General features: G+C 71.6%; 18 protein-coding genes. 10 read left to right on the top strand and 8 right to left on the bottom strand.

What is annotated here, in order from left to right:
• Positions 1-4: 4 nt before the first annotated feature.
• Complete coding sequence (locus ACFYQ6_RS30925) at positions 5-649, top strand: LuxR C-terminal-related transcriptional regulator (RefSeq protein ID WP_388766101.1); 645 nt, start codon at positions 5-7, stop codon at positions 647-649.
• A gap of 26 nt (positions 650-675) precedes the next feature.
• On the opposite strand, the gene ACFYQ6_RS30920 is transcribed toward ACFYQ6_RS30925, so the two are convergent.
• The 3 genes from ACFYQ6_RS30920 to ACFYQ6_RS30910 form a co-directional block, all read right to left on the bottom strand.
• Positions 676-1347, bottom strand: a complete 672-nt coding sequence (locus ACFYQ6_RS30920) for a phosphotransferase (RefSeq protein ID WP_388766099.1) — start codon at positions 1345-1347, stop codon at positions 676-678.
• Between the two features lie 36 nt (positions 1348-1383).
• Positions 1384-2439, bottom strand: coding sequence for a DUF2804 domain-containing protein (locus ACFYQ6_RS30915; RefSeq protein WP_361579589.1), 1056 nt, complete (start codon positions 2437-2439; stop codon positions 1384-1386).
• A 142-nt stretch (positions 2440-2581) separates the two neighbouring features.
• Entirely contained in the window at positions 2582-4282 is a 1701-nt protein-coding gene (locus ACFYQ6_RS30910) for a bifunctional 3'-5' exonuclease/DNA polymerase (RefSeq protein ID WP_361579587.1), read from the bottom strand.
• 363 nt (positions 4283-4645) lie between these two features.
• Here ACFYQ6_RS30910 and ACFYQ6_RS30905 point away from each other — a divergent pair, with 363 nt between their 5' ends.
• The 3 genes from ACFYQ6_RS30905 (at position 4646) to ACFYQ6_RS30895 (ending at position 9190) form a co-directional block, all read left to right on the top strand.
• Positions 4646-5575, top strand: coding sequence for an NADP-dependent oxidoreductase (locus ACFYQ6_RS30905; protein WP_361579585.1), 930 nt, complete (start codon positions 4646-4648; stop codon positions 5573-5575).
• Positions 5576-5603: 28 nt separating this feature from the next.
• Positions 5604-6779 (top strand): DUF2786 domain-containing protein, encoded by a 1176-nt coding sequence (locus tag ACFYQ6_RS30900; protein ID WP_388766096.1) that lies wholly within the window; start codon positions 5604-5606, stop codon positions 6777-6779.
• Between the two features lie 326 nt (positions 6780-7105).
• Positions 7106-9190 (top strand): FUSC family protein, encoded by a 2085-nt coding sequence (locus ACFYQ6_RS30895; RefSeq protein ID WP_361579581.1) that lies wholly within the window; start codon positions 7106-7108, stop codon positions 9188-9190.
• 10 nt (positions 9191-9200) lie between these two features.
• Here ACFYQ6_RS30895 and ACFYQ6_RS30890 read toward each other — a convergent pair whose 3' ends face one another.
• Positions 9201-9689 carry a hypothetical protein gene (locus ACFYQ6_RS30890; RefSeq protein WP_361579579.1) on the bottom strand — a complete coding sequence of 163 codons (489 nt, stop codon included), beginning with the start codon at positions 9687-9689 and terminating at the stop codon, positions 9201-9203.
• 274 nt (positions 9690-9963) lie between these two features.
• Between ACFYQ6_RS30890 and ACFYQ6_RS30885 the strand changes: the two genes are divergently transcribed.
• A complete protein-coding gene (locus tag ACFYQ6_RS30885; protein ID WP_356744416.1) occupies positions 9964-10206 on the top strand; it encodes a DUF397 domain-containing protein in 243 nt (80 codons plus the stop codon).
• A 30-nt stretch (positions 10207-10236) separates the two neighbouring features.
• On the opposite strand, the gene ACFYQ6_RS30880 is transcribed toward ACFYQ6_RS30885, so the two are convergent.
• Positions 10237-10776, bottom strand: coding sequence for an ATP-binding protein (locus tag ACFYQ6_RS30880; protein WP_361579577.1), 540 nt, complete (start codon positions 10774-10776; stop codon positions 10237-10239).
• A gap of 372 nt (positions 10777-11148) precedes the next feature.
• Here ACFYQ6_RS30880 and ACFYQ6_RS30875 point away from each other — a divergent pair, with 372 nt between their 5' ends.
• From ACFYQ6_RS30875 to ACFYQ6_RS30860, 4 genes are all read left to right on the top strand, one after another.
• Entirely contained in the window at positions 11149-12012 is an 864-nt protein-coding gene (locus tag ACFYQ6_RS30875; protein WP_361579575.1) for a helix-turn-helix transcriptional regulator, read from the top strand.
• A 48-nt stretch (positions 12013-12060) separates the two neighbouring features.
• Positions 12061-13518 (top strand): aldehyde dehydrogenase family protein, encoded by a 1458-nt coding sequence (locus ACFYQ6_RS30870; protein WP_361579574.1) that lies wholly within the window; start codon positions 12061-12063, stop codon positions 13516-13518.
• A 104-nt stretch (positions 13519-13622) separates the two neighbouring features.
• Positions 13623-14177, top strand: coding sequence for a DinB family protein (locus tag ACFYQ6_RS30865; RefSeq protein WP_361579573.1), 555 nt, complete (start codon positions 13623-13625; stop codon positions 14175-14177).
• Positions 14178-14195: 18 nt separating this feature from the next.
• Positions 14196-14837 carry a PadR family transcriptional regulator gene (locus ACFYQ6_RS30860; RefSeq protein WP_361579571.1) on the top strand — a complete coding sequence of 214 codons (642 nt, stop codon included), beginning with the start codon at positions 14196-14198 and terminating at the stop codon, positions 14835-14837.
• Between the two features lie 130 nt (positions 14838-14967).
• Here the strand turns inward: ACFYQ6_RS30860 and ACFYQ6_RS30855 are convergent, their stop codons facing one another.
• Both ACFYQ6_RS30855 and ACFYQ6_RS30850 read right to left on the bottom strand, forming a co-directional pair.
• Positions 14968-16392, bottom strand: a complete 1425-nt coding sequence (locus tag ACFYQ6_RS30855) for a glutamate decarboxylase (protein ID WP_361579569.1) — start codon at positions 16390-16392, stop codon at positions 14968-14970.
• A 67-nt stretch (positions 16393-16459) separates the two neighbouring features.
• Positions 16460-16825 carry a YbjQ family protein gene (locus ACFYQ6_RS30850; protein WP_361579567.1) on the bottom strand — a complete coding sequence of 122 codons (366 nt, stop codon included), beginning with the start codon at positions 16823-16825 and terminating at the stop codon, positions 16460-16462.
• A gap of 149 nt (positions 16826-16974) precedes the next feature.
• Between ACFYQ6_RS30850 and ACFYQ6_RS30845 the strand changes: the two genes are divergently transcribed.
• Positions 16975-18369 (top strand): DedA family protein, encoded by a 1395-nt coding sequence (locus ACFYQ6_RS30845; RefSeq protein ID WP_388766091.1) that lies wholly within the window; start codon positions 16975-16977, stop codon positions 18367-18369.
• A gap of 58 nt (positions 18370-18427) precedes the next feature.
• Here the strand turns inward: ACFYQ6_RS30845 and ACFYQ6_RS30840 are convergent, their stop codons facing one another.
• Entirely contained in the window at positions 18428-20143 is a 1716-nt protein-coding gene (locus tag ACFYQ6_RS30840) for a threonine/serine exporter family protein (protein ID WP_361585527.1), read from the bottom strand.
• Positions 20144-20331: the final 188 nt, after the last annotated feature.

Genomic DNA, 20331 nt, shown 5'->3' with positions numbered 1-20331 from the left:
TTGGATGCTGCGCATCGTGCTGGCCGAGGACAGCGTGCTCCTGCGAGAGGGCCTCGTCGGTCTGCTGGAGAGGTTCGGCCACCAGGTGGTGGCCGCGACCGGCACCGCCGAGGAGCTCACCGCCGCCGTGGCGGAACACGTCCCGGACATCGTGGTGACGGACGTCCGGATGCCACCGGGCTTCTCCGACGAGGGCCTGCGTGCCGCCGTGGCACTGCGCGAAGTCCGGCCCATGCTGCCGGTCCTGGTGCTCAGTCAGTACGTCCAGAGGGCGTACGCCGAGGAGCTGCTCGACTCCTGCGACGGGACGGGGGTGGGCTATCTGCTGAAGGAACGCGTCGGCAAGGTGGAGGAGTTCGTCGACGCGCTCCAGTGGGTCGCCGAGGGGGGTACCGTCGTCGATCCCGAAGTGGTGCGCCAGCTCCTGAGGCACCGCCGCGATCCGCTGTCCCGGCTCACCGCTCGTGAGCAGGAGGTCCTGGCCCTGATGGCGGAGGGCCGGTCCAACGCCTCCGTCGCCGAGGCGCTGACGGTCAGCGAGGGCACGGTGAGCAAGCACTTCGGCTCCATCCTCACCAAACTCGACCTCTCCCTGACGGACGCGACGAACCGCCGGGTCCTCGCGGTGCTGGCCTACCTGCGGAAGTGACCTGGTCCAGCCGGTGAGCGGCGCGGTCAGCCCGCGAGCGAGCCGACCAGCGAGGCCGCGTCCGCCAGCACGGCGGTCTCCTCCGCCGTGAGCCGGGGGTCCACCGCGCGCAGGGCGGTGGCACGGGCCAGGGACACCGCCGGTACACCGCCGTCGTCGGCGAACCGGGAGAGGAGAGCCGCCAGCAGTTCCCGGGCCGGGCCCCCGGCGGCGGAGAGTGCCACCTGGGCCAGGATCAGCGCGGACATGGATCGGTCCAGCGCGGGCGGCCCCTCGGAAGCCGTCAGCCAGTCGATCACCATGGCGCCCTCCGGGGCCAGGATCACGTTCTCCGGGTGCAGGTCCAGGTGCAGGATCCGGTCCTCCGGGTCCTGGGAGAGCCGTGGGGGTATCGCATGCAGCTCCCTCAGCAGCCGCGCGAGCAGGTCCGCCCCCTCGGCGCCGGTGACCGTGCCCGCCAGCAGGGCGTCCGCCAGCGTCGGTCCGGTCAGCCGCTGCAGCACGAGGTCCGTGGGCCGCGCCGGCTCGGCGGGAGGGCCGAGGCGCGGAACCGGGAAGCCCGAGGCCGAGAGGTACGACATGACTGCCAGTTCACCCGTGCTGTCGATGCCGTCGCGGTAGCGGCGCAGGACCCAGGGGCCGTCGAGTGCGTACACGTCGGCGGTGCGGCCCGAGCCCAGGAGTGGGCCTATATGCATGGGGGAAACCTACCCGCGCCGTTGCCCTCGGGGGAGTCACCAGCGCATGTGGACGTCTTCGGCCCAGCCCAGCAGCTGGTCCACGGTGATCTCGGTGCCGTCGTCCGTGCGGATCCGTCCGCTGTAGTGGCCGAAGCACTGGTCGGTGCGGTTGGCGATCAGCCCTGCGTCGGTGTGCACGGACCGTTTGTGGAACGGGGTGAACGTCAGATCCACCTGGCCGGACGAGGGCGCGCGGACGGTCCAGGGTGCCAGCAGGTCGGAGGCGGACCACTGCCAGTCCAGCTCCTCACCGATCTTGGTGAGCCGGCCGTCGACGCAGAGGGCGTTCTCGGTGGCCCCGGTGCCCTCGGTCCAGCGCCCGCCGAACTGGAGGCCGACCGTGTGCCCGTCCGTACGGCCGGAGGCGGCGCCCCAGTTCCAGTCGACGGTGCGCGGCCAGCGCCCCCTGCCGTGGTCCAGCACGGCCCAGGCGTCGGTCCCCTCCCCACCGAACGTCAGGATCTCGCGGCCGATCCGCACCCGGCCGGTCGCGGGGAGCGCCGTGTGCTTGGAGGTGTACTGGAAGCGCTGACCGCTCCAGGGCACGACCACCGAGAGCGACTCGTGGCGCTCCGGCCGCGCCACCAGGATGTCGACCTCCAACGGCAGGCGCTCCGGGGTGAGGCAGCGGGCCCGCAGTCTGGTGCCGGCGTTCTCGTCGCGGATCTCCACACGCACCTTGCCGCCCGTCGGCCGGGCGGGGCCGACCACCACGTCCTCGGAGCCCGGCGCCCCGGCGATGGTGTCCGGAAGGCTGACCCCCCGGGCGGCCGGGACCAGCGAGGAACACTCGAACTCGCGCCCGCCAGGCCCGTATTCGAGGGTGTAGACCGAGTTCAGCGCGAGGAAGTCGAGGTCGCTCACGGTCAGCGCGACCAGATGGGTGGGCGTGGTCACGCACCAGTACTCCCACCGCTTGGTCCGCCCCCAGCCGCGCAGATTGGCACGGTGCAGCGGTTTCCTGGACCAGCCGACCGCTGCCGGGTTCAGGGTGCCGTCGGGCAGGCAGAGGTCGACAGGCTCGGTGATCTCGTGCTCGTGCGTCGCCATGGCCGGAGCCTATAGCGGCCTGCCGCCCGGGCAGGGAACCGCTCGGGGTGTGCCGGGCACGGCCCCCTGACCTGGGTGTCCTGCTGTACGGACAGGCTTTGGGCGTCCGGGGGCCTGCCGGGCTACGTGGCGCCTTGTCGGGCTATTTGGCGTCCGAATAGCGCTCGACGACCGCCGTGCTGAACGGGAACCGCACCGGCGTCTCGCCGAACGCGACCCGTCCCGCAAGCTCCCCGGCCTCCCTGATCGCCTCCACCACCGCGGGCGCTTCCCCGGCCGGACAGTGCACGATCACCTCGTCGTGCTGGAAGAACACCAGCTCCGCCCGCATCTCCCCGGCGGCCAGTGTCTGCCGCAGCGCGGCCAAGAGCAGCAGCGCCCAGTCCGCTGCGCTGCCCTGGACCACGAAATTGCGGGTGAACCGGCCCCGCGCCCGGGCGTTCGACGAGGCGTAGCCCGGTGTGAAGCCGTAGGTGCTCCCCTCGGACGCGGGCTCCTCGCTCTCCTGCGGGATGCCCGCCTCGTCCCCCTCCTCGGCCCCGGCCGCGGGCGGGCTCGTGCGGCCCAGCCAGGTGCGGACGAGACGGCCCTCCTCGCCGGCCTTCGCCGCGTCGTCGACATAGGCGACGGCATGCGGGAACCGGCGCCGCAGCGCCGCGAGATTCTTCAGGCCGTCGCCCGAGGTCTGGCCGTAGATCGCGCCCAGCAGGGCCAGCTTGGCGTGATCGCGGTCACCGTGGAACGCCCGGTCGGACAGGGCCTTGTAGAGGTCGCCCTCGTGTCCGGCCACCTCCATCAGCCCCCGGTCGCGGGAGATCGCCGCCAGCACGCGGGGCTCCATCTGGTCGGCGTCCGCCACGACCAGCCGCCAGCCCTCGTCGGCGACGACCGCCTGGCGTATCACCTTGGGGATCTGGAGGGCCCCGCCCCCGTTGGTGGTCCACCGCCCGCTGACCGTGCCGCCCGGCTGGTACTCGGGTCGGAAACGGCCGTCACGCACCCAGTCCTGGAGCCAGCTCCAGCCGTGCGCCGTCCAGACGCGGTACAGCTTCTTGTAACGGATGAGGGGCTCCACCGCAGGGTGATCGAGCTCCTGCAGTTCCCACTGCCGGGTCGACTTCACCCTGATCCCGGCCTGTGCGAACGCCTTGACGACATCCGCCGGCAGATCGGGCCGCACCCGTCTGCCGAAGGCCGCCGACACCTCGTCCGCGGCCTCGGCGAGGCGGCGGGGCTCGCCCCCGCCCGCGTACCGCTCGCCGAGCAGGCCGTTCAGCACCTCGCGGTGAACGTCCGCCCGCCAGGGGAGGCCCGCCCTGTTCATCTCGGCGGCGACCAGCATGCCGGCCGATTCGGCGGCGGTGAGCAGCCGCATCCTGCCGGGGTGCTCCGCCGCGTCGTGGCGGCGCTGCTGCTCCGCGTACACCTCGAGCAGCGCATCGAACGGGAGGTCGGTGCCGGAGCGGGGCTCGAAGAGGGACGACTGGGAGCCTGGCTCGGCGGAGCGGGGCGGCGGATCGGGCGGCACCGGTGCGTTGCGCAGCCGGGCCCACGCCGCCGCGGCGGAGCGGGGCTCGCCGAGCCGGCCCTCGTGGCCGAGCAGCAGCAGCTCGGCGCACTCGATGTCGTAGCACCTCTCGACCCGGACGCCCGCGGCGAGCAGCCGGGGATAGATCCCGGCCGTGGAGCGCCAGACCCAGCGGACCACCTCGGGGCGGGAGCGGACGGACTCGACGAGGTCCGGTTCGGCCAGGACGGGACCCGCGGGCAGGCCGTCGCGCGCCAGCGGCACCAGGAGTGCGCCACCGGTCTCGGCGGAGGCCAGAGCCCAGCGTTCGGTCATGAGCCGAGTCTTGCACCCGGCACTGACACCACCCTGGACTCGCGCGATGCCGGGCTCGCCGCACACCGCCGGCGTCCCCGGCGCCCGGCAGATCTGGGACGGCTGGGCGCGCCTTGCTCCGGCAGCGTCCCCGGTGGACCTGGGGCGGCTGGGCGCGCCTTGCTCCGGCAGCGTCCCCGGTGGACCTGGGGCGGCTGGGCGCTCCTCGCACCGACACCTCCCCCGGCACGCCCCGCGCCCGCGCCCCCTGGCAGCGCCCCTGACTCGCCGGGCGCCCACGTCCGACTGCCGCGAGTATCGGTGGGGGAGCACCCGGCACGGTGCGCCGGGCACGCGCGAGCACGGCCTGGAGGAGAGACGGCGATGGAAGCGATCGTGTACGAGGAGTTCGGCGGCCCCGGCGTGCTGCACCCGGCCCAGGTCGACGACGTCCACGCGGGCCCCGGCCAGATCCGGGTGGCGGTCAGGGCCGCAGGGGTCAATCCGGTCGATTACAAGATCCGCAACGGTTGGATGGAGGCGGCGTTCCCCACCCCGCTGCCCGCTACACCCGGCAGCGAGTTCGCCGGTGTCGTCGACGAGACCGGCGAGGGCGTCACGGAGTTCACGGTCGGCGACGAGGTCCTCGGCCGGAGCACGACCGGTGCGTACGCGGAGTACGTCCTGGCCGACGTGGGCGCCGTCGCCCCGAAGCCGGAGGGTCTGGGCTGGGCCGAGGCCGCCGCGCTGCCGGTCGCCACGGCGACCGCCGCCCGGGTGCTGGACGAGCTGGCGGTGGCCGAGGGCGAGACGCTGCTGTTGCACGGGGCCTCCGGAGCGGTGGGTTCCGCCGCCGTGCAGCTTGCCGCCGCCCGGGGCGCGACCGTCATCGGCACCGCCTCCCCGGCCAACCACGACTACCTGCGGGTGCTCGGCGCGGTGCCGGTGGCGTACGGGGACGGGCTGGTGGAACGGGTCCGGGAGGCCGCGCCGCAGGGGGTGGACGCGGTGTTCGACGCGGCCGGCCGGGGCGCGCTGGAGGACTCGGTGCGGCTGCGCGGCGGTACGGCCGAGCGGGTCTCGACCATCGCGGACCCGGACGCCGCCCACTACGGCGTGACCTTCTCCGCGGGGGGTGGAGTCCGTCCCGAGGAGGGCAGACGGCTCGCGGAGTACGCGGAACTGGCAGCGGTCGGCGGGCTGCGGATCCCCGTCGAGCGGACCTTCGCGCTCCGCGAGGCGGCCCGGGCGCAGGAACTGAGCGAGGCCGGACATGTGCGCGGCAAGCTCGTCCTGCTCCCCGGGGAACACTGACCGGCCGCTGGCCGCCTACCCTGGCCCGATGGAATCGGTGATCGACCGGGCGTGTGCCGCGGCGCTGTACTCGGAAGGCGACGCGGGCCTGGACACCGGTGCCTCCCTCCTGGCGGCGGACCCGTCGTCGGACGAGGAGCTGCACCGCCGGGGTGAGGAGTTCGTGCGGCGGGCCTGGGCGCGCGGCTGGCAGCCGGCCGACGTCGTACGGGCCGTCCGCCGCGAGCTGGAGGAGCCGGCGCCCGCGCTCGTCTCCGCGCTGATCACGGCCGAGACCGGGGCCTACGCGACGCTCCCGCCCCGCTGGGCGGACCAGCTCGCGGGGCTTCCCGCCCCTGCACCGCGCAACCGGCCCGACCGCTTCACGTACGCCTCGGCCCTCCTGGAGCTGTACCGGCTGCTGTTGCGGCTCCCCGTCATCGAGCCGGTCGGGCCGCCCCCCGGCACCGCCGCCGACGCCCCGCACCGGGCGCCGGTGGCCGGCGAACCCCGCATGCTCACCAGGATCCGCGCGCTGCTCGCCAAGGCGGAGGCGACGGGTTTTCCGGAGGAGGCCGAGGCGCTGACCACCAAGGCCCAGGAGCTGATGGCCCGGCACAGCATCGACGAGGCGCTCCTCGCCGCCCGTACGCACAGCGCCGGGACGCCGGGCGCGGTCCGGATCGGGGTCGATGCACCGTACGAGAGCGCGAAGGCGGTGCTGCTCGACTCCGTCGCCTCGGCGAACCGCTGTCGCGCCGTGTGGAACAGCGATCTCGGCTTCACCACGGTCGTGGGCTTCGAGCCCGATCTGGATGCCGTGGAACTGCTCTTCACCTCCCTGCTGGTGCAGGGCACCGCCGCGATGACGAAAGCGGAGGCCGGGCAGCGGGCCGGGGGGCGCAAGCGGACGAAGACCTTCCGGCAGTCCTTCCTGATGGCGTACGCGCAGCGACTGGGCAGCCGTCTCGCGGCGGACACCGCCCGGGTCACTGCTGAGGCGGGCGAGGAGAGCGACGGCGGAGGGCGGACCGGGAGCGCCGGGGCCCTGCTGCCGGTCCTGGCGGCCCGGGATGTGGCGGTGACGGACACGGCGGAGCGGATGTTCCCGCGGACGACCACGACCCGGTTGCGCGGGGTGACGGACGCCGAGGGCTGGACGCACGGCACGGAGGCGGCCGACCGGGCCAGGATGGGCGGCGGGAAGCCGCGCATCCGCCCGTAGGGCCCCTCCCGTCCCCGGCGCCGCGCACTCCTCGACGGCGCCCGCCTGACGCGGCGCCCCGGCCCCGTTCCCCTGCCCCGGCCGCTTCCGGCAAGAGTCCCGGGCCGCTCCTGGCAGAAGACCCGGGCCGCTCCCGGCCGCTCCTGGCAGAAGACCCGGGCCGCTCCCGGCCGCTCCTGGCAGAAGACCCGGGCCGCTCCCGGCCGCCCCCGCCGAAAGCCCTCGGCCGCCCCCGGCGAGAGCCCCCAGCCGCCCCCGCCGAAAGGCCCCCTTCGCCCAGTGCGGCACAAGTCGGACTTGTCGGTGAATCCGGCTAGGCTCGGCTCATGAGCTGGCTCCGGGCGCTGAAGGAGACCGCCCGCTCGGGGCTGACGATCGAGCGGCGGAGTCTCGAACCGCTCATCGCGGTGCGCGGAGCAGCCGGGCTGGCTCTCGTGGTCGGCGTGAGCCTCGCGCTCTTCGGCCCGGTGATCGCGGCCGGCTCCGCCTTCGGCGCGTTCCAGGCCGCCATCGCCACCTTCCAGCGCAGCTGGCGCCCCCGGCCCGTCCTCGCCCTGGTCTCCGGTGCCAGCCTGGCCGTGTCGACGTTCGTCGGCTACGTCACCGTGTCCCACACCCTGTTGTTCCTCGCCCTCCTGGTCCTCTGGACGTTCGCCGCCGGGATGACCTGGGCGGCGGGCCCCACGGGCGGCATCATCGCCGGATCCAACGTCGCGATCATGCTGGTCACCATCACCCTGCCCACGTCGGTCGCCGACGCCGCGGCGCACGCCGGGATGATGGCCGTCGGCGGGCTGGTCCAGGCGGCGCTGATCGTGCTCTTCCCGGTCCGAAGATGGGGCGCCCAGCGCGACGCGCTCGCCGACGCCCTGGCCGCCGAGGCCGACTACGCCCGCAGACTGCGCCATGACCCGGTCGCGCCCTTCGACCCCGTACCGCTGATGACCGCGCGCAACGCCGCCGCCGTCACCCCCCGTCAGGCCCGGAGTCGCCCCGCGGACCTGCACGGAGCACGCGGGGTCGCCGAGCGGCTGCGCCCGGTCCTCGCCTCGCTGGCCGACCCCGCCCTGGGTGTGCCGGCGGAGGGGCCCGAACGCTACTGGGCACGGGAGCTTCTCGGCGCCGCCGGATCGCTCCTGGACTCGGCCGCGCGGGCGGTGCGCCACGGTGACCCGGTACGGCTGGACGAGACGGCGCTCTCCGTGCTCAAGTCCCCCGACACCGAGGTGATCCTCGTCGGACCGCCCCGCCGGGCGGCCGACCGGCTGGCCTCGCTCCTCGCCGACGTCATCGAGATCGCCGAGGGCACCGGTACGGACGACAAGACACCCGGTGAGCCCCTCGTCCCGCACCGCCGCCGCCCCACCCTGCTGCGGCTGATCCCCGTCGTGTACCGGTCCATGCGCCGAGAGCTGCGCCGGGGATCGACGATCCTGCGCCACGCGATCCGGGTCTCGGCGGTGACCGCGGTGGGCTACCTGCTGGGGGCGGCCCTGCCGCTCGGCCACGGCTACTGGGCCCCGATGACCGCGGTCATGGTGATGCGGCCGGAGTTCACCCAGACGTACTCCCGCTCCGTGGCCCGCTTCCTGGGCACCGTGCTCGGGGTCGCCGTCGCCACCGGGATCGTCCAGGCTTTCCACCCGACGGCTGGGCTCTCCGCCCTGCTCGCCGTCATCAGCGCCGGGCTGATGTACCTGCTGATGCGCACCGGGTACGCCGTCGGCCAGGTCTGCGTGTCCGCCTACGTCGTCTTCCTGCTCGGCATGGGGGGCGACGACTGGTCGCAGACCGTACCGGAACGCGTCGTGCTGACTCTCGTCGGAGGGCTGCTCGCGATGACGGCGTACGCCCTCTACCCGGCCTGGGAGACGCCCAGGCTGCGCGACAGGCTCGCCAACTGGCTGGTCACGGACGGACGGTACGCGGCCACGGTCCTCGACCGGTACGCCGATCCGGCATCCCGGAGCCTCGACGACGTACGCACCGCGCTGCTGACGACCAGGGAGGCCCGCGTCGCCTGGCAGGAGGCACTGGAGAACGCCCAGCACGAGCCCGTACGCCACCGGGGCATCTCCCGGACCGCCGCGTCCGACGCGCAGGACGCGCTCGCCCAGTTCGGCAGGGTGGCCATGCTCATGGAGGCCCATCTGCCGGCCGCGTCCGCGGGCCCCGTCCCCGAGGCGGCCGACCTGGCCCGCGTACTGCGCCAGGTCACCGAGGCGGGAGCGAAGGCGGTACGGGAACGGCGCGTCCCGGACTGGGGGCCCGTCCGGGAGGTGCTGGCTTCCCGGGACGCCGGTACGGAACCGTCCTCCGACTCCTTCGTGCGCAACGGGGCCACCCTGCTGCTGCGCGCTCTGGAGGACTTCTCCCGGTCGCTGGAGATCAGCAGCGGGCGGGCGACGTAGAGCAGCGAGCTCAGGGGGTGGGAGGGCCCGGCGAGAGGGTGCCGGCTGCGGTCTTGGCCAAGGTGTCCTCGGCCCCGGCCTCCCAGGAGACGACGAGCTTCTCGCCGTCGTTCGAGGTGACGGTGCCCGAGGTGCGGTCGGTGTCCCCGTCGAGGCAGGTCAGCGCGAGTTCCACCTCGCCCGTGTGCTTCACCTCGCCCTGGCAGACGTGCCGGTCGGCGATGAGAGCCACCTTGCCCGAGGTGACGGAGAGGGCGACCGGGTCGCTCCTGGTCCCTCCGGTCCAGGTGCCCTCCAGCGCCGCCGCCGCTTCCGCCGTCTCCGCCGTCGCGGCACCGTCGTCGGTGGGGGCCGTGCTCCGTGCGGAAGCGGACCCGGCGGACGGAGTCACGCCGCTCGAGTCCTCGTCGCCGCTGCTGCAGGCGCTGAGGGTGAGGGCGGCGACGAGCGCGGCAGCGCTCAGGGCCCCGCCGCGCGGAAGCCTGTGCATGTGGCCCATGGGGAGTTCCCCCTTACTGATTCACGGCCCGAGGACGGCGCCAAGCTATCAGTGGCTTCAAGAACAACTCCGTTGTGCGGGAGCCAAATTGGCGTGCGGTTCGTCTCTTCCTCATGGAAGCGTGGGAACGGGGAACACGGTGAGGGGATCGGGGGGAAAACTGTAATCGTGCGCGCACCCCGCGTGCACGTGCATCTGCTCATGCATTGGCATATGAACACAGCTATGATCCGAGCTAGTTGACACTTGCACCTTGCAACTCGGGGAGCGTCCTGTGCACGACGTGTACAACGGCATGGCGGCCACAGAGCTTCGCGGAGTCGTCTGGCAGAAGAGCAGACACAGCAACTCCCAGGGGTCCTGCGTGGAGTTCGCGAAACTGCCCGGCGGAAATGTGGCGATGCGGAACTCGCGCCACCCGGACGGGCCCGCGCTCGTCTATACGCCGGCCGAGATAGAGGCGCTGCTGCTGGGCGTCAAGGACGGGGAGTTCGACCATCTGGTCGCGGGCGGCTGACCGCCCGCGAGGAGACCAGGACGTGGCGTCCTACGGGCGGTCGGAGAACGCATCGGCCGGAACGGGGCGCTCCGCCGTCGCGTGGTCCGCCAGCCTGAACAGCGCCCAGACCACCTTGCCGAGCCCACCGTCGGGCGGCGTGTCGCCTGCGGGCACGGGGGAGGGGTACCAGCCCCATCCGTCACTGAACGACTCGACCAGGAACAGCCCCCGGCCGGACTCGGCCGAATCCGGGGCCTCGCCCGCGACCGGGCTCTCCTCGCTGGGGTCGCGCACCGCGCACACCAGCCGCGAGGTCCAGCGCATCAGATGCAGCCGCACGGCGCAGTCGTGCCGCTCCCGTGGCGCGTCGGCCGGAAGGGCGTGCCGCAGCGCGTTGGTGACCAGCTCGGACACGACCAGGGCGACATCGTCGAACCGGTCGCCCAGATCCCATGAGGTGAGTGTCGTGCGGGTGAACTTCCGTGCCCCGCCCACCGCTTCGTACCGGGCCGGCAACGTGCAGGAGGCCGAGCCCGCGACCGCCGAGGGGTCGATGGGGGGAAGCCCCTGCCGTAACGGCTCGAGCATCGTCGATCCATTCGTCCCCATGCGAGGCACTCCCGGGATTCGCGGCTGTAGCGGCACTGCTTGCGGGCACTGCTTGAAGCGGGCATTGCGGGTACAGCGGCACAACACGAACGAGCACGCAGGTGCGCGAGGCCCATGGTTCCGAATGCGTTCGGCAGATGCAAGGGCAGATGCACGTGCACGCGCCGGACCTGCCCGGTACCGTGCCGGTTCGGACTCATTTCTTCCGCTTCATAGTTTTGGAGCTTTCGGAAAGTCTTGCCATTTCTGTAATCGAATGAGTACGGGCTGAAGCGTTTTGGTGGCAGAATCCGGCTCCGGGGTTCGGGGGAGCTCCGGTGTACGGGAAGCGATGGGGAGGGTCGGAAGCCAGTGTCGGCAGGCGAGTCGAGTGGTTCTGTGGTGCGGCGCATCCTGCTGGGCTCACAGCTCAGGCGTCTGCGCGAATCGCGCGGTATCACCCGTGAGGCGGCCGGCTACTCCATCCGCGCCTCCGAATCGAAGATCAGCCGCATGGAGTTGGGACGGGTGAGCTTCAAGGCCAGGGACGTCGAGGACCTGCTCACGCTGTACGGAGTCACGGACGAGGCGGAGCGGGACTCCCTCCTCGGGCTGGCCCGTGAGGCCAATGTGGCGGGTTGGTGGCACAGCTACGGCGACGTGCTGCCCGGCTGGTTCCAGACATACATCGGTCTGGAGGGGGCGGCCTCGCTCATCCGGATCTACGAAGTGCAGTTCGTGCACGGGTTGTTGCAGACGGAGGCCTACGCCCACGCGGTGGTGGCGCGCGGGATGCGCGGTGCTCCGGCGGCGGAGATCGACCGCAGGGTCGCACTGCGCCTGGCCCGCCAGAAGGCGCTGGTCTCCGAGCGGGCCCCCCGCTTCCACGCCGTACTCGACGAGGCGGCGCTGCGCCGCCCCTACGGCGGGCGGGAAGTGATGCGGGCCCAGCTGCGGCACCTGATCGACATGTCGGAGCAGCCGAACATCACCCTCCAGGTGATGCCGTTCAGTTTCGGCGGCCACGCCGGTGAGAGCGGGGCATTCACCATGCTGCGTTTCCCGGAATCCGATCTGTCGGACATCGTCTATCTGGAGCAGCTGACAAGTGCGCTCTATCTGGACAAGGCAGAGGAAGTCGCCCAGTACGAAAAGGCGATGGTGCGGCTCCACGAGGACAGCCCGGGGCCTGAGGAGAGCCGGGATCTTCTCCGAGGACTCCTGCAACTGACCTGATTCGTCGGTAAGATGAGCGTCCAGTCTGCGCCTGCAGTAAGGGATTGAATGTCCTTCCCCAGTGAACTGGCCCGCCAGTACATCGACGGTGAGTGGCTGACCGGCAGTGGTTCGTGGGACATCATCGATTTCAATCCCTACAACGGCGAAAAGCTCTGTTCCATCACCGTGGCGACCGCCGCCGAAGCCGATCTCGCCTACCGCGCGGCCGAACGCGCGCAGCGGGAATGGGCCGCGGTCAGCCCCTATGAGCGGCGCGCCGTTCTGGAGAAGGCCGCGCGCCTCGTCGAGGACCGCAGGGAAGAAATCGTCGAGCTGATCATCGACGAACTCGGCGGCACCCGTTTCCGTGCCGAGTACGAGGTGCGGGCGGCGCTGGAGTTCCTGCGTGAGGCGGCAGGCCAGGCGCTCGGTGTCATGGGCCGGCTGCTTCCCTCGCTCGCGGACGGCAAGGAGAACCGGGTCTACCGCCTGCCCGTCGGGGTCGTGGGGGTCATCAGCGCCTTCAACTTCCCCTTCCTGGTGACGATGAAGACCGTGGCCCCCGCCCTCGCCCTGGGCAACGCGGTCGTGGTGAAGCCCCATCAGAACGCCCCGATAGCCGGGGGCGGACTGGTCGCCCGGATCTTCGAGGACGCCGGTCTGCCCGCGGGACTTCTCAACGTGCTGATCACCGACAGCGCCGAGATCGGCGACACGTTCATAGAACACCCGGTGCCGAAGGTGATCTCGTTCACCGGTTCGGACCGCGTCGGCCGTCATGTCGCGGCGATCGCCGCCGGGATGTTCAAGCGCACCATCCTCGAACTCAGCGGAAACAGCGCCCTGGTGGTGCTGGAGGACGCGGACCTCGACCACGCGGTGCGGGCCGCCGTCCACAGCCGCTTCCTGTTCCAGGGGCAGATCAGCATGGCGGCCAACCGCATCCTGGTGGACCGGTCCGTCGAGGCGGAGTTCACCGAGCGCTTCACGGCCGAGGTCGCCGCCCTCAGGACGGGCGATCCGCGCGACCCGGAGACGCGCATCGGCCCGGTCATCAGCGAGTTCCAGGCGGAGGCGCTCACGGCGCTCGTCGACGGGGCCGTCGCGGCGGGAGCCACCGCGCTCGTACGGGGGCGCACCCGCGGCAGCCTCGTCGAACCGACCGTGCTGACCGGCCTGCCGGAGGACTCTCCGCTGCTGAAGCAGGAGATCTTCGGGCCCGTGGCGCTGCTGATGCCGTTCGACGACGAGGGCGACGCCGTACGCCTCGTCAACGACAGCCCCTACGGGCTGAGCGGAGCCGTGCACACGTCGGACGCCGAGCGCGGGGTGCGGTTCGCCCGGCGGATCGCCGGCGGGATGTTCCACGTCAACGGCGGGACCGTGCAGGACGATCCGCTGGTGGCGTTCGGTGGCGAGAAGCAGTCCGGCATGGGACGGCTGAACGGCGAGGCCGCCGTGGAGGCGTTCACCACCTGGAAGTGGATCTCGGTCCAGCACGGCCGGACGGTCTTCCCCTTCTGATCCGTCCTTCCGGGGCGGCTCCGCGCCATACAGGTCAGGACCTGACCTGTTGCGTCCCTACGTTGGCGTCCGACGCAGAACACGTACGGACGAAGGCGGACACCATGGTCACTCACGTTCCCGCAGAGGCTCCTGGAGACGAGCGCGGAGCGCTCCTCGCATTCGTCGAGGCGCAGCGCGGCGCGATCCGGCGCTCGGTACTGGGGCTCACGGAGGAGCAGGCGGCTCGCCGCCCCGGTGCGAGCGAGCTCTCGCTCTCCGGACTCCTCAAGCACGTGGCCGAGATGGAACTGAACTGGCTGCGGCTGGCACAGCAGCGCCCGAACGAGAAGCAGCGGACCCAGGAGACCTGGGCCGACAGCTTCCGGCTCGTCGGCGAGGAGACGGTGCCCCGGATGCTCGAGTTCTGGGCGAAGGCCGCCGCCGAGACGGAGGCCTTCGTGCTCCACGAGGTCGAGAGCATGGACGACACCTTCCCGCTTCCTCCGGCCCCCTGGTTCCCCGAGGACGGGCGCTGTTCGATGCGCTGGATGCTGCTGCATCTGGTCGAGGAGCTCGCCCGGCACGCGGGGCACGCCGACATCGTCCGCGAGTCGCTGGACGGCAGGAATGCGCTCGACCTCGTCGCGGAGGAGGCGGGCTACCCTGGTCGAAGTTGACCACAAAGGGTGGGTGGTATGTCCGCGATCCGGCTCCTGGTCCTGGGCGCCGTGCGACAGCACGGCCGTGCGCACGGCTATCAGGTGCGCAACGACCTGGAGTTCTGGGGCGCCCACGAGTGGTCCAGCGCCAAGCCCGGTTCGATCTACCACGCGCTCAAGCAGATGGCGAAGCAGGAACTGCTCGTCGCCCACGAGGTCGCTCCGTCGACGGCCGGCGGTCCGCCCCGTACGGAATACGAGATCACCGAGCAGGGCACCGAAGAGTTCTTCGCCCTGCTGCGGGCCTCGTTGACCTCGTACGACCAGAGCGTGGACGTCCTCTCGGCCGGTATCGGCTTCATCGTCGACCTTGAACGGTCCGAGGCGGTGGCGCTCCTGCGCGAGCGCATCGCCGCGATCGAGGGGTGGCGGGCCTCGGTCACGGACGACTACACGCCGCCCGAAGGCCCCGAGTCGCTCGGCCACATCGGCGAGATCATGAACATGTGGGTGCACTCGGCGGACGCGGGCGCGGAGTGGACCCGCGGCCTGATCGCACGGATCGAGGCAGGGGCGTACACCTTCGCCGGTGAGGGCGAGCCCTTCGTGGGCGTGCTCACCCAGGGCCACGAGAACCCCTACGCGACGGGGGTCCCCGACCCCGGGGACGCCGTCTGACCACGTCGGCCGACGGCGTCCCCTGCCCCGGGGACGCCGTCCGGCCGCTGGTGGCTCGGTGGTGGAACGCGTGGAACGCCGGCCGCGGGTGGCTCGGTGATGGAGCGCTGGAACGCCGGCCGCGGGTGCCTCAGTGGTGGAACGCCGTCTGGGCGGCCTTGTCCCTGTTCAGCGGGTGGGCCTGGCCGCGCAGTTCCGGAAGGAGCCCTCGCAGATCGTCCAGCAGCATCTCGGCGAGGTCCGACGAGAAGCCATTGCGGCAGACCACGCGCAGCACCGCGAGGTCCTGACGGTTGGCGGGGAAGGTGTACGCGGGCACCAGCCAGCCACGCTCACGCAGCCGCCGCGACACGTCGAAGACGTCGTACGCCCGTACGTCGGGCTTGGTCGTCACGGCGAACACCGGAAGCTCGTCGCCCCTGCTCAGCAGCCGGAAGTCGTCCAGGGCCTCGAACTCCCGGCCCAGGTGCATGGCGATGTCCCGGGACGCCTGCTGAACGGACCGGTAACCCTCCCGGCCCAGCCGCAGGAACGTGTAGTACTGGGCCACCACCTGTGCGCCGGGCCGGGAGAAGTTCAGCGCGAAGGTCGGCATGTCGCCGCCCAGGTAGTTGACCCGGAACACCAGCTCCTCCGGCAGTTCCGCCGGTGTGCGCCACAGCGCCCAGCCCACACCCGGGTAGACCAGGCCGTACTTGTGACCGGAGGTGTTGATCGAGGACACCCGGGGCAGCCGGAAGTCCCACACCAGGTCGCTGTCGAGGAAGGGGGCGATCATCGCCCCGGACGCCCCGTCCACATGGACCGGGATGTCGAGACCCGTGCGCTCCTGGAGGTCGTCCAGCGCGGCGCACAGCTCCGCGATCGGCTCGTAGGATCCGTCGAAGGTCGAGCCCAGGATGCCGACGACGCCGATGGTGTTCTCGTCGCACAGTTCTGCCGCCGCCTGCGGGTCCAGATGGAAACGCTCGCCCTCCATCGGCACCTGGCGGGGCTCCACCTCCCAGAAGGTGCAGAACTTCTCCCAGCAGACCTGCACGTTCACGCCCATCACCAGGTTGGGCCGTGCGCTCCCCGGATAGCGGTCGGCGTTCCTGGCCGTCCAGCGCCGTTTGAGCGCCATGCCCGCCAGCATGCAGGCCTCGCTCGACCCCGTGGTCGAGCAGCCCACCGCGGTCGAGGGATCGGGGGCGTTCCAGAGATCGGCGAGCATCGACACGCACCGCCGCTCCAGCTCCGCGGTGCGCGGGTACTCGTCCTTGTCGATCATGTTCTTGTCCCGGCACTCGGCCATCAGCACGCCGGCCTGAGGCTCCATCCAGGTCGTGACGAAGGTCGCGAGGTTGAGCCGGGAGTTCCCGTCGAGCATCAGCTCGTCATGGACGAGCCGGTAGGCCGTCGACGGCGGCAGCGGCCCCTCCGGGAGCTGGTGCGTCGGGGGCGCGGCGATCATCGGCGCGGTGGGGTCGGCTTCCCCGAAGAAGGGGTTGAGGGCTAGCCGGCGGTGCTCGTCGGACGACGCGTCCGCGTCGCCCGAACCCTTGTGGAGTGCCATGTGCGGACGGTCCTCTCGGCTCTCGGTGACAAGGCCGGTCGAGCCGGCCGAAGGGAAGACGGGCCGGTCAGGAGTTGCTGATCACGGCCGCCGTGCCGTACGCGCAGACCTCGGTGCCTACGTCGGCCGCCTCGCTCACGTCGAACCGCATCATCAGGACCGCGTTGGCCCCGCGCGCCCTGGCCTGGTCGACGAGCCGCTCCATCGCCTGGTTGCGGGTCTCGACGAGGGTCTTGGTCAGCCCCTTCAGCTCTCCGCCGATCATCGACTTCAGACCGGCCCCGATCTGGCTGCCGAGATGGCGGGAGCGCACCGTGAGTCCGAACACCTCACCGATGATCTGTGTCACCTGATAGCCGGGTACGTCGTTCGTGGTGACGACCAGGACGTCCGCCCGGGGCGTCTGTCCGCCTCCGTAGTCCTCAATGCCCATGTGTGGCACCTCCTGCGAAAATTTTTGCCCTGGTTCGTCCCCTGCGCATCCCTGCTTAGGCCAGTGGAACCCAGGGCTCCTCCCCGGCGTTGATAGCTTGGGGCGGCCACGCAGCCGCCGCACATCGACCGACCCTGGAGCCCGGACCCTTGAATACGCTTGCGCTCGGCCCGAGCTGGCTGGACCCGGATTACCTGCTCAACACCTTCGGGCTGCCCGGCCTCCTGCTCATCGTCTTCGCCGAGTCCGGGCTGCTCATCGGCTTCTTCCTGCCGGGCGACTCCCTGCTGTTCACCACGGGTCTCCTGGTGACGACGGGCGATCTGAAGTACCCCCTGTGGCTCGTCTGCCTGCTGGTCGCGCTGGCGGCGATCATCGGCGACCAGGTGGGGTATCTCTTCGGCCGCAAGGTGGGGCCGGCCCTCTTCAAGCGCCCGGACTCCCGTCTCTTCAAGCAGGAGAACGTCGAGAAGGCCCACGAGTTCTTCGAGAAGTACGGGCCGAAGTCGCTGGTGCTGGCGCGCTTCGTGCCCATCGTCCGGACCTTCACGCCGATCATCGCCGGTGTGAGCCGGATGAACTACCGCTCCTTCATCATCTTCAACATCATCGGCGGCGTGCTCTGGGGCGTCGGGGTGACGCTGCTCGGGGCGGCCCTCGGCAAGATCGACTTCGTGCACGAGAACATCGAGATGATCCTCATCCTGATCGTGCTCGTCTCCGTGCTGCCGATCGTGTTCGAGTTCCTGCGCGCCCGCAGCAAGTCGAAGAAGGAAGAGGCTGCGCGGGAGGACGAGGACGACCACGGCCCCTCGGACGGCGGCCCCGGCACGGGCGGCAGCCCGCAGTCCGGCCCCGGCAACGGCCAGGGCCCGGCGGCCGGCCCGTACGACAACGACCCGGCGGCCTCGTACGGCGCCCAGCAGTACGGCGGCGCGCAGGCGGGCCAGTACGGCGGGCAGCAGTACGGCGGTCAGGGTGGTCAGTACGGCGCAGCGCAGGCGGGTCAGTACGACGGCGGGCAGTACGCCGACCAGGGCAATCAGTACGGCAACGGCCAGTACGGCGGCGCCCAGGCGGGCCAGTACGGCGCCCAGGCGGGCCAGTACGGCGGCCAGGGTGGCCAGTACGGCGGCGCGCAGGGCCAGTACGGCGCCCAGAGCGGCCAGTACGGCGGCCAGCAGTACGCCGACCAGGGTGGCCAGTACGGCGGTCAGGGTGGTCAGTACGGCGCAGCGCAGGCGGGTCAGTACGGCGACCAGGCGGGTCAGTACGGCGGCGGGCAGCAGTACGCCGACCAGGGCAATCAGTACGGCAACGGCCAGTACGGCGGCGCCCAGGCGGGCCAGTACGGCGGCGCCCAGGGCGGGCAGTACGGCCACGGCCAGGCTGCCCCGTACGGCGAGGCCCACGACGGCCGGTACGACGCCGGTCAGCAAGGTCAGCAAGGTCAGCAAGGTCAGCAAGGTCAGCAGGGCCAGTACCGCCAGGACGAAGGCCAGGAAGGCGACCAGGGCCAGTACGGCTGGCAGAACGGTCGCTGAACCGCGTACACGAGACGGCGCCCTGGTCCCCGCGCGGGGACCAGGGCGCCGTCTCGTGTCAGAAGCCGCGGGTCCGCTTGGCGGCCCGGCGGGAGGCGCCCCCGACCGCACCCGGCACCCGCATGAACAGCCGGGAGATCTCGCTCCCCAGATTGACCCCGATGGCGATCGCCAGCGCCGTGGCGACCGCGGTGAAGAGCGAGGCGAGCCCGGTGTCCACCTCGTTCTGGGCCACGCCGAGCAGCCCGAAGTAGGTCGCCGAACCGGGCAGCAGCGGGCCGATCGCCGCCGTGATGTACGGCAGCGACGAGGTGTAGCGGTAGCGCGAGAGAAGCTGGCCGAACAACCCCACCAGCCCGGCCGCGACCGCCGTCGCCGCCACCGGTGAGATGCCGCCCGTGCGGGCCATCGCGCCGTAGACGACCCAGGCCACGCCCCCGTTCAGGGTCACGGCGAGCACGGTCGAGCGTTCCTGCTGGAGCAGGACGGCAAAGGCCAGCGTGAGGAGCATGGAGGCCAGGATCTGGAGCACCGGCCGGTCGTTGGGCTCGAACCGTGCCTCCGGGTTCAGCTGCGCGCCGAGCTGGACCCCCAGATAGAGCATCAGCAGCACGCCTGCCACGATGCCGATGAAGAAGTACATGACCTCCAGGAGCCTGGCTCCCGCGGTGATGTAGTACCCGGTCAGGCCGTCCTGCACCCCGGCCACGAGGGCCCGCCCGGGCAGCAGCGCGAAGAGCCCACCGGTGATGACCGCGGAGGGCCGGATATCCGTCGAATGGGTGAGGGTCAGCGCGATGCCCATCGCGGCCGGAGGCATGGCCGCCACCGTGAACTGGTAGAACTCGGGCAGTCCGCGGCCGGCGCAGAGCCAGGCCAGCCGGTCGCCGAGCATCGCGCCCGCCGCCGCCACGAGGAAGACCAGCACACCACCGCCGACCAGCACCGATGCCGAACCGGCGAGCAGTCCGGCGGCGGCCGTGAGCACCCAGCCCGGGTAGGGGTGCCGGTTACGGCGGATCTCGGCGAGACGCCGGTAGGCCTCCTCCAGCGAGACCTCCACGTGCTCCGCCGTGGTGATGTCGTCGATCAGCTGGAACACGGCGGCCAGCCGGGTGTAGTCGGTACCCCGGCGGCGCACCGTGCGGCTGGCGGTCACCGGGTCGTCGACCAGGGACGGCTGGTGGGAGATGGACAGCAGCGTGAAGGTGACCGTCGGCTCGCAGCGGTCGAGCCCGTAGGAGCGGGACACCGCGAACATGGCCGCCTCGACGTCCTCGGCCCCCTCACCACCCGCGAGCAGCAGCTCGCCGATACGGAGAGTCAGGTCGAGCACGCGGGGGACGGCAGGACCCGAATCGTCCGTCTTCTGCACCATCTCGGGTGCCGGACGCTCGAACACGGGCATCCGGAGCATCGTGCGCATCCGGTCCTGCCAGGGGGCTTCCTTGGTCAGCCGGACCATCGGGATGCCGTGCGCGGGAGTGAAGGCCGGCGGGTGAGGCTGTGCCTGGTAGCCGCTCGGAGGCACGAAGGCGGACGAGAGCGTGTCGGACCCCGAGCCACCGCCACCGGGCCCGGAAGCGGAACCCGATCCGGAACCGGACGACGCCGACGGATCGGTGTGAAGTCCGGCCGGCAGAGCGAATTCCGAGGTGGGGTGGTCGTCCTCGGCCGGCGGCGGCTGCTCCACACCGGCCGGCGGGACGAAGGCGCTGCGTGCCTCGTCGGACTGGGGCTTCTGGTCCTCGGGACCGCCCTGTTCCGCCACCACTCGACCTCGTTCCTCCTCGACCGCCCGTCCGTCCTGGGAGCGCTTCTGCCCAGTATGGACACGGACATGGGGGGCAACGCACAACGGGCGGCACACCCGGTGAAGGTGCGCCGCCCGTGTACACGGTCAGCGGGGCCGGTCTGCCCCATGCGCCGTGAGCCGCCCCGTCCCGCCCGTAAGCGGAACCG

Source organism: Streptomyces sp. NPDC005494 (genome assembly GCF_042872025.1).
Taxonomy (GTDB): domain Bacteria; phylum Actinomycetota; class Actinomycetes; order Streptomycetales; family Streptomycetaceae; genus Streptomyces.
Note: the sequence above shows the minus strand (reverse complement) of the source record. Positions and strands in the feature narration are given on the sequence as shown.

Bases quoted from the DNA above. Each gene is read 5' to 3' on its own strand.
- ACFYQ6_RS30905 (WP_361579585.1), top strand. From the start codon at position 4,646: ATGGAAGCGATCGTGTACGAGGAGTTCGGCGGCCCCGGCGTGCTGCAC.
- ACFYQ6_RS30915 (WP_361579589.1), bottom strand. From the start codon at position 2,439: ATGGCGACGCACGAGCACGAGATCACCGAGCCTGTCGACCTCTGCCTG.
- ACFYQ6_RS30920 (WP_388766099.1), bottom strand. From the start codon at position 1,347: ATGCATATAGGCCCACTCCTGGGCTCGGGCCGCACCGCCGACGTGTAC.
- ACFYQ6_RS30910 (WP_361579587.1), bottom strand. From the start codon at position 4,282: ATGACCGAACGCTGGGCTCTGGCCTCCGCCGAGACCGGTGGCGCACTC.
- ACFYQ6_RS30880 (WP_361579577.1), bottom strand. From the start codon at position 10,776: ATGCTCGAGCCGTTACGGCAGGGGCTTCCCCCCATCGACCCCTCGGCG.
- ACFYQ6_RS30860 (WP_361579571.1), top strand. From the start codon at position 14,196: ATGTCCGCGATCCGGCTCCTGGTCCTGGGCGCCGTGCGACAGCACGGC.
- ACFYQ6_RS30890 (WP_361579579.1), bottom strand. From the start codon at position 9,689: ATGGGCCACATGCACAGGCTTCCGCGCGGCGGGGCCCTGAGCGCTGCC.
- ACFYQ6_RS30870 (WP_361579574.1), top strand. From the start codon at position 12,061: ATGTCCTTCCCCAGTGAACTGGCCCGCCAGTACATCGACGGTGAGTGG.
- ACFYQ6_RS30850 (WP_361579567.1), bottom strand. From the start codon at position 16,825: ATGGGCATTGAGGACTACGGAGGCGGACAGACGCCCCGGGCGGACGTC.
- ACFYQ6_RS30895 (WP_361579581.1), top strand. From the start codon at position 7,106: ATGAGCTGGCTCCGGGCGCTGAAGGAGACCGCCCGCTCGGGGCTGACG.
- ACFYQ6_RS30925 (WP_388766101.1), top strand. From the start codon at position 5: ATGCTGCGCATCGTGCTGGCCGAGGACAGCGTGCTCCTGCGAGAGGGC.
- ACFYQ6_RS30855 (WP_361579569.1), bottom strand. From the start codon at position 16,392: ATGGCACTCCACAAGGGTTCGGGCGACGCGGACGCGTCGTCCGACGAG.
- ACFYQ6_RS30900 (WP_388766096.1), top strand. From the start codon at position 5,604: ATGGAATCGGTGATCGACCGGGCGTGTGCCGCGGCGCTGTACTCGGAA.
- ACFYQ6_RS30865 (WP_361579573.1), top strand. From the start codon at position 13,623: ATGGTCACTCACGTTCCCGCAGAGGCTCCTGGAGACGAGCGCGGAGCG.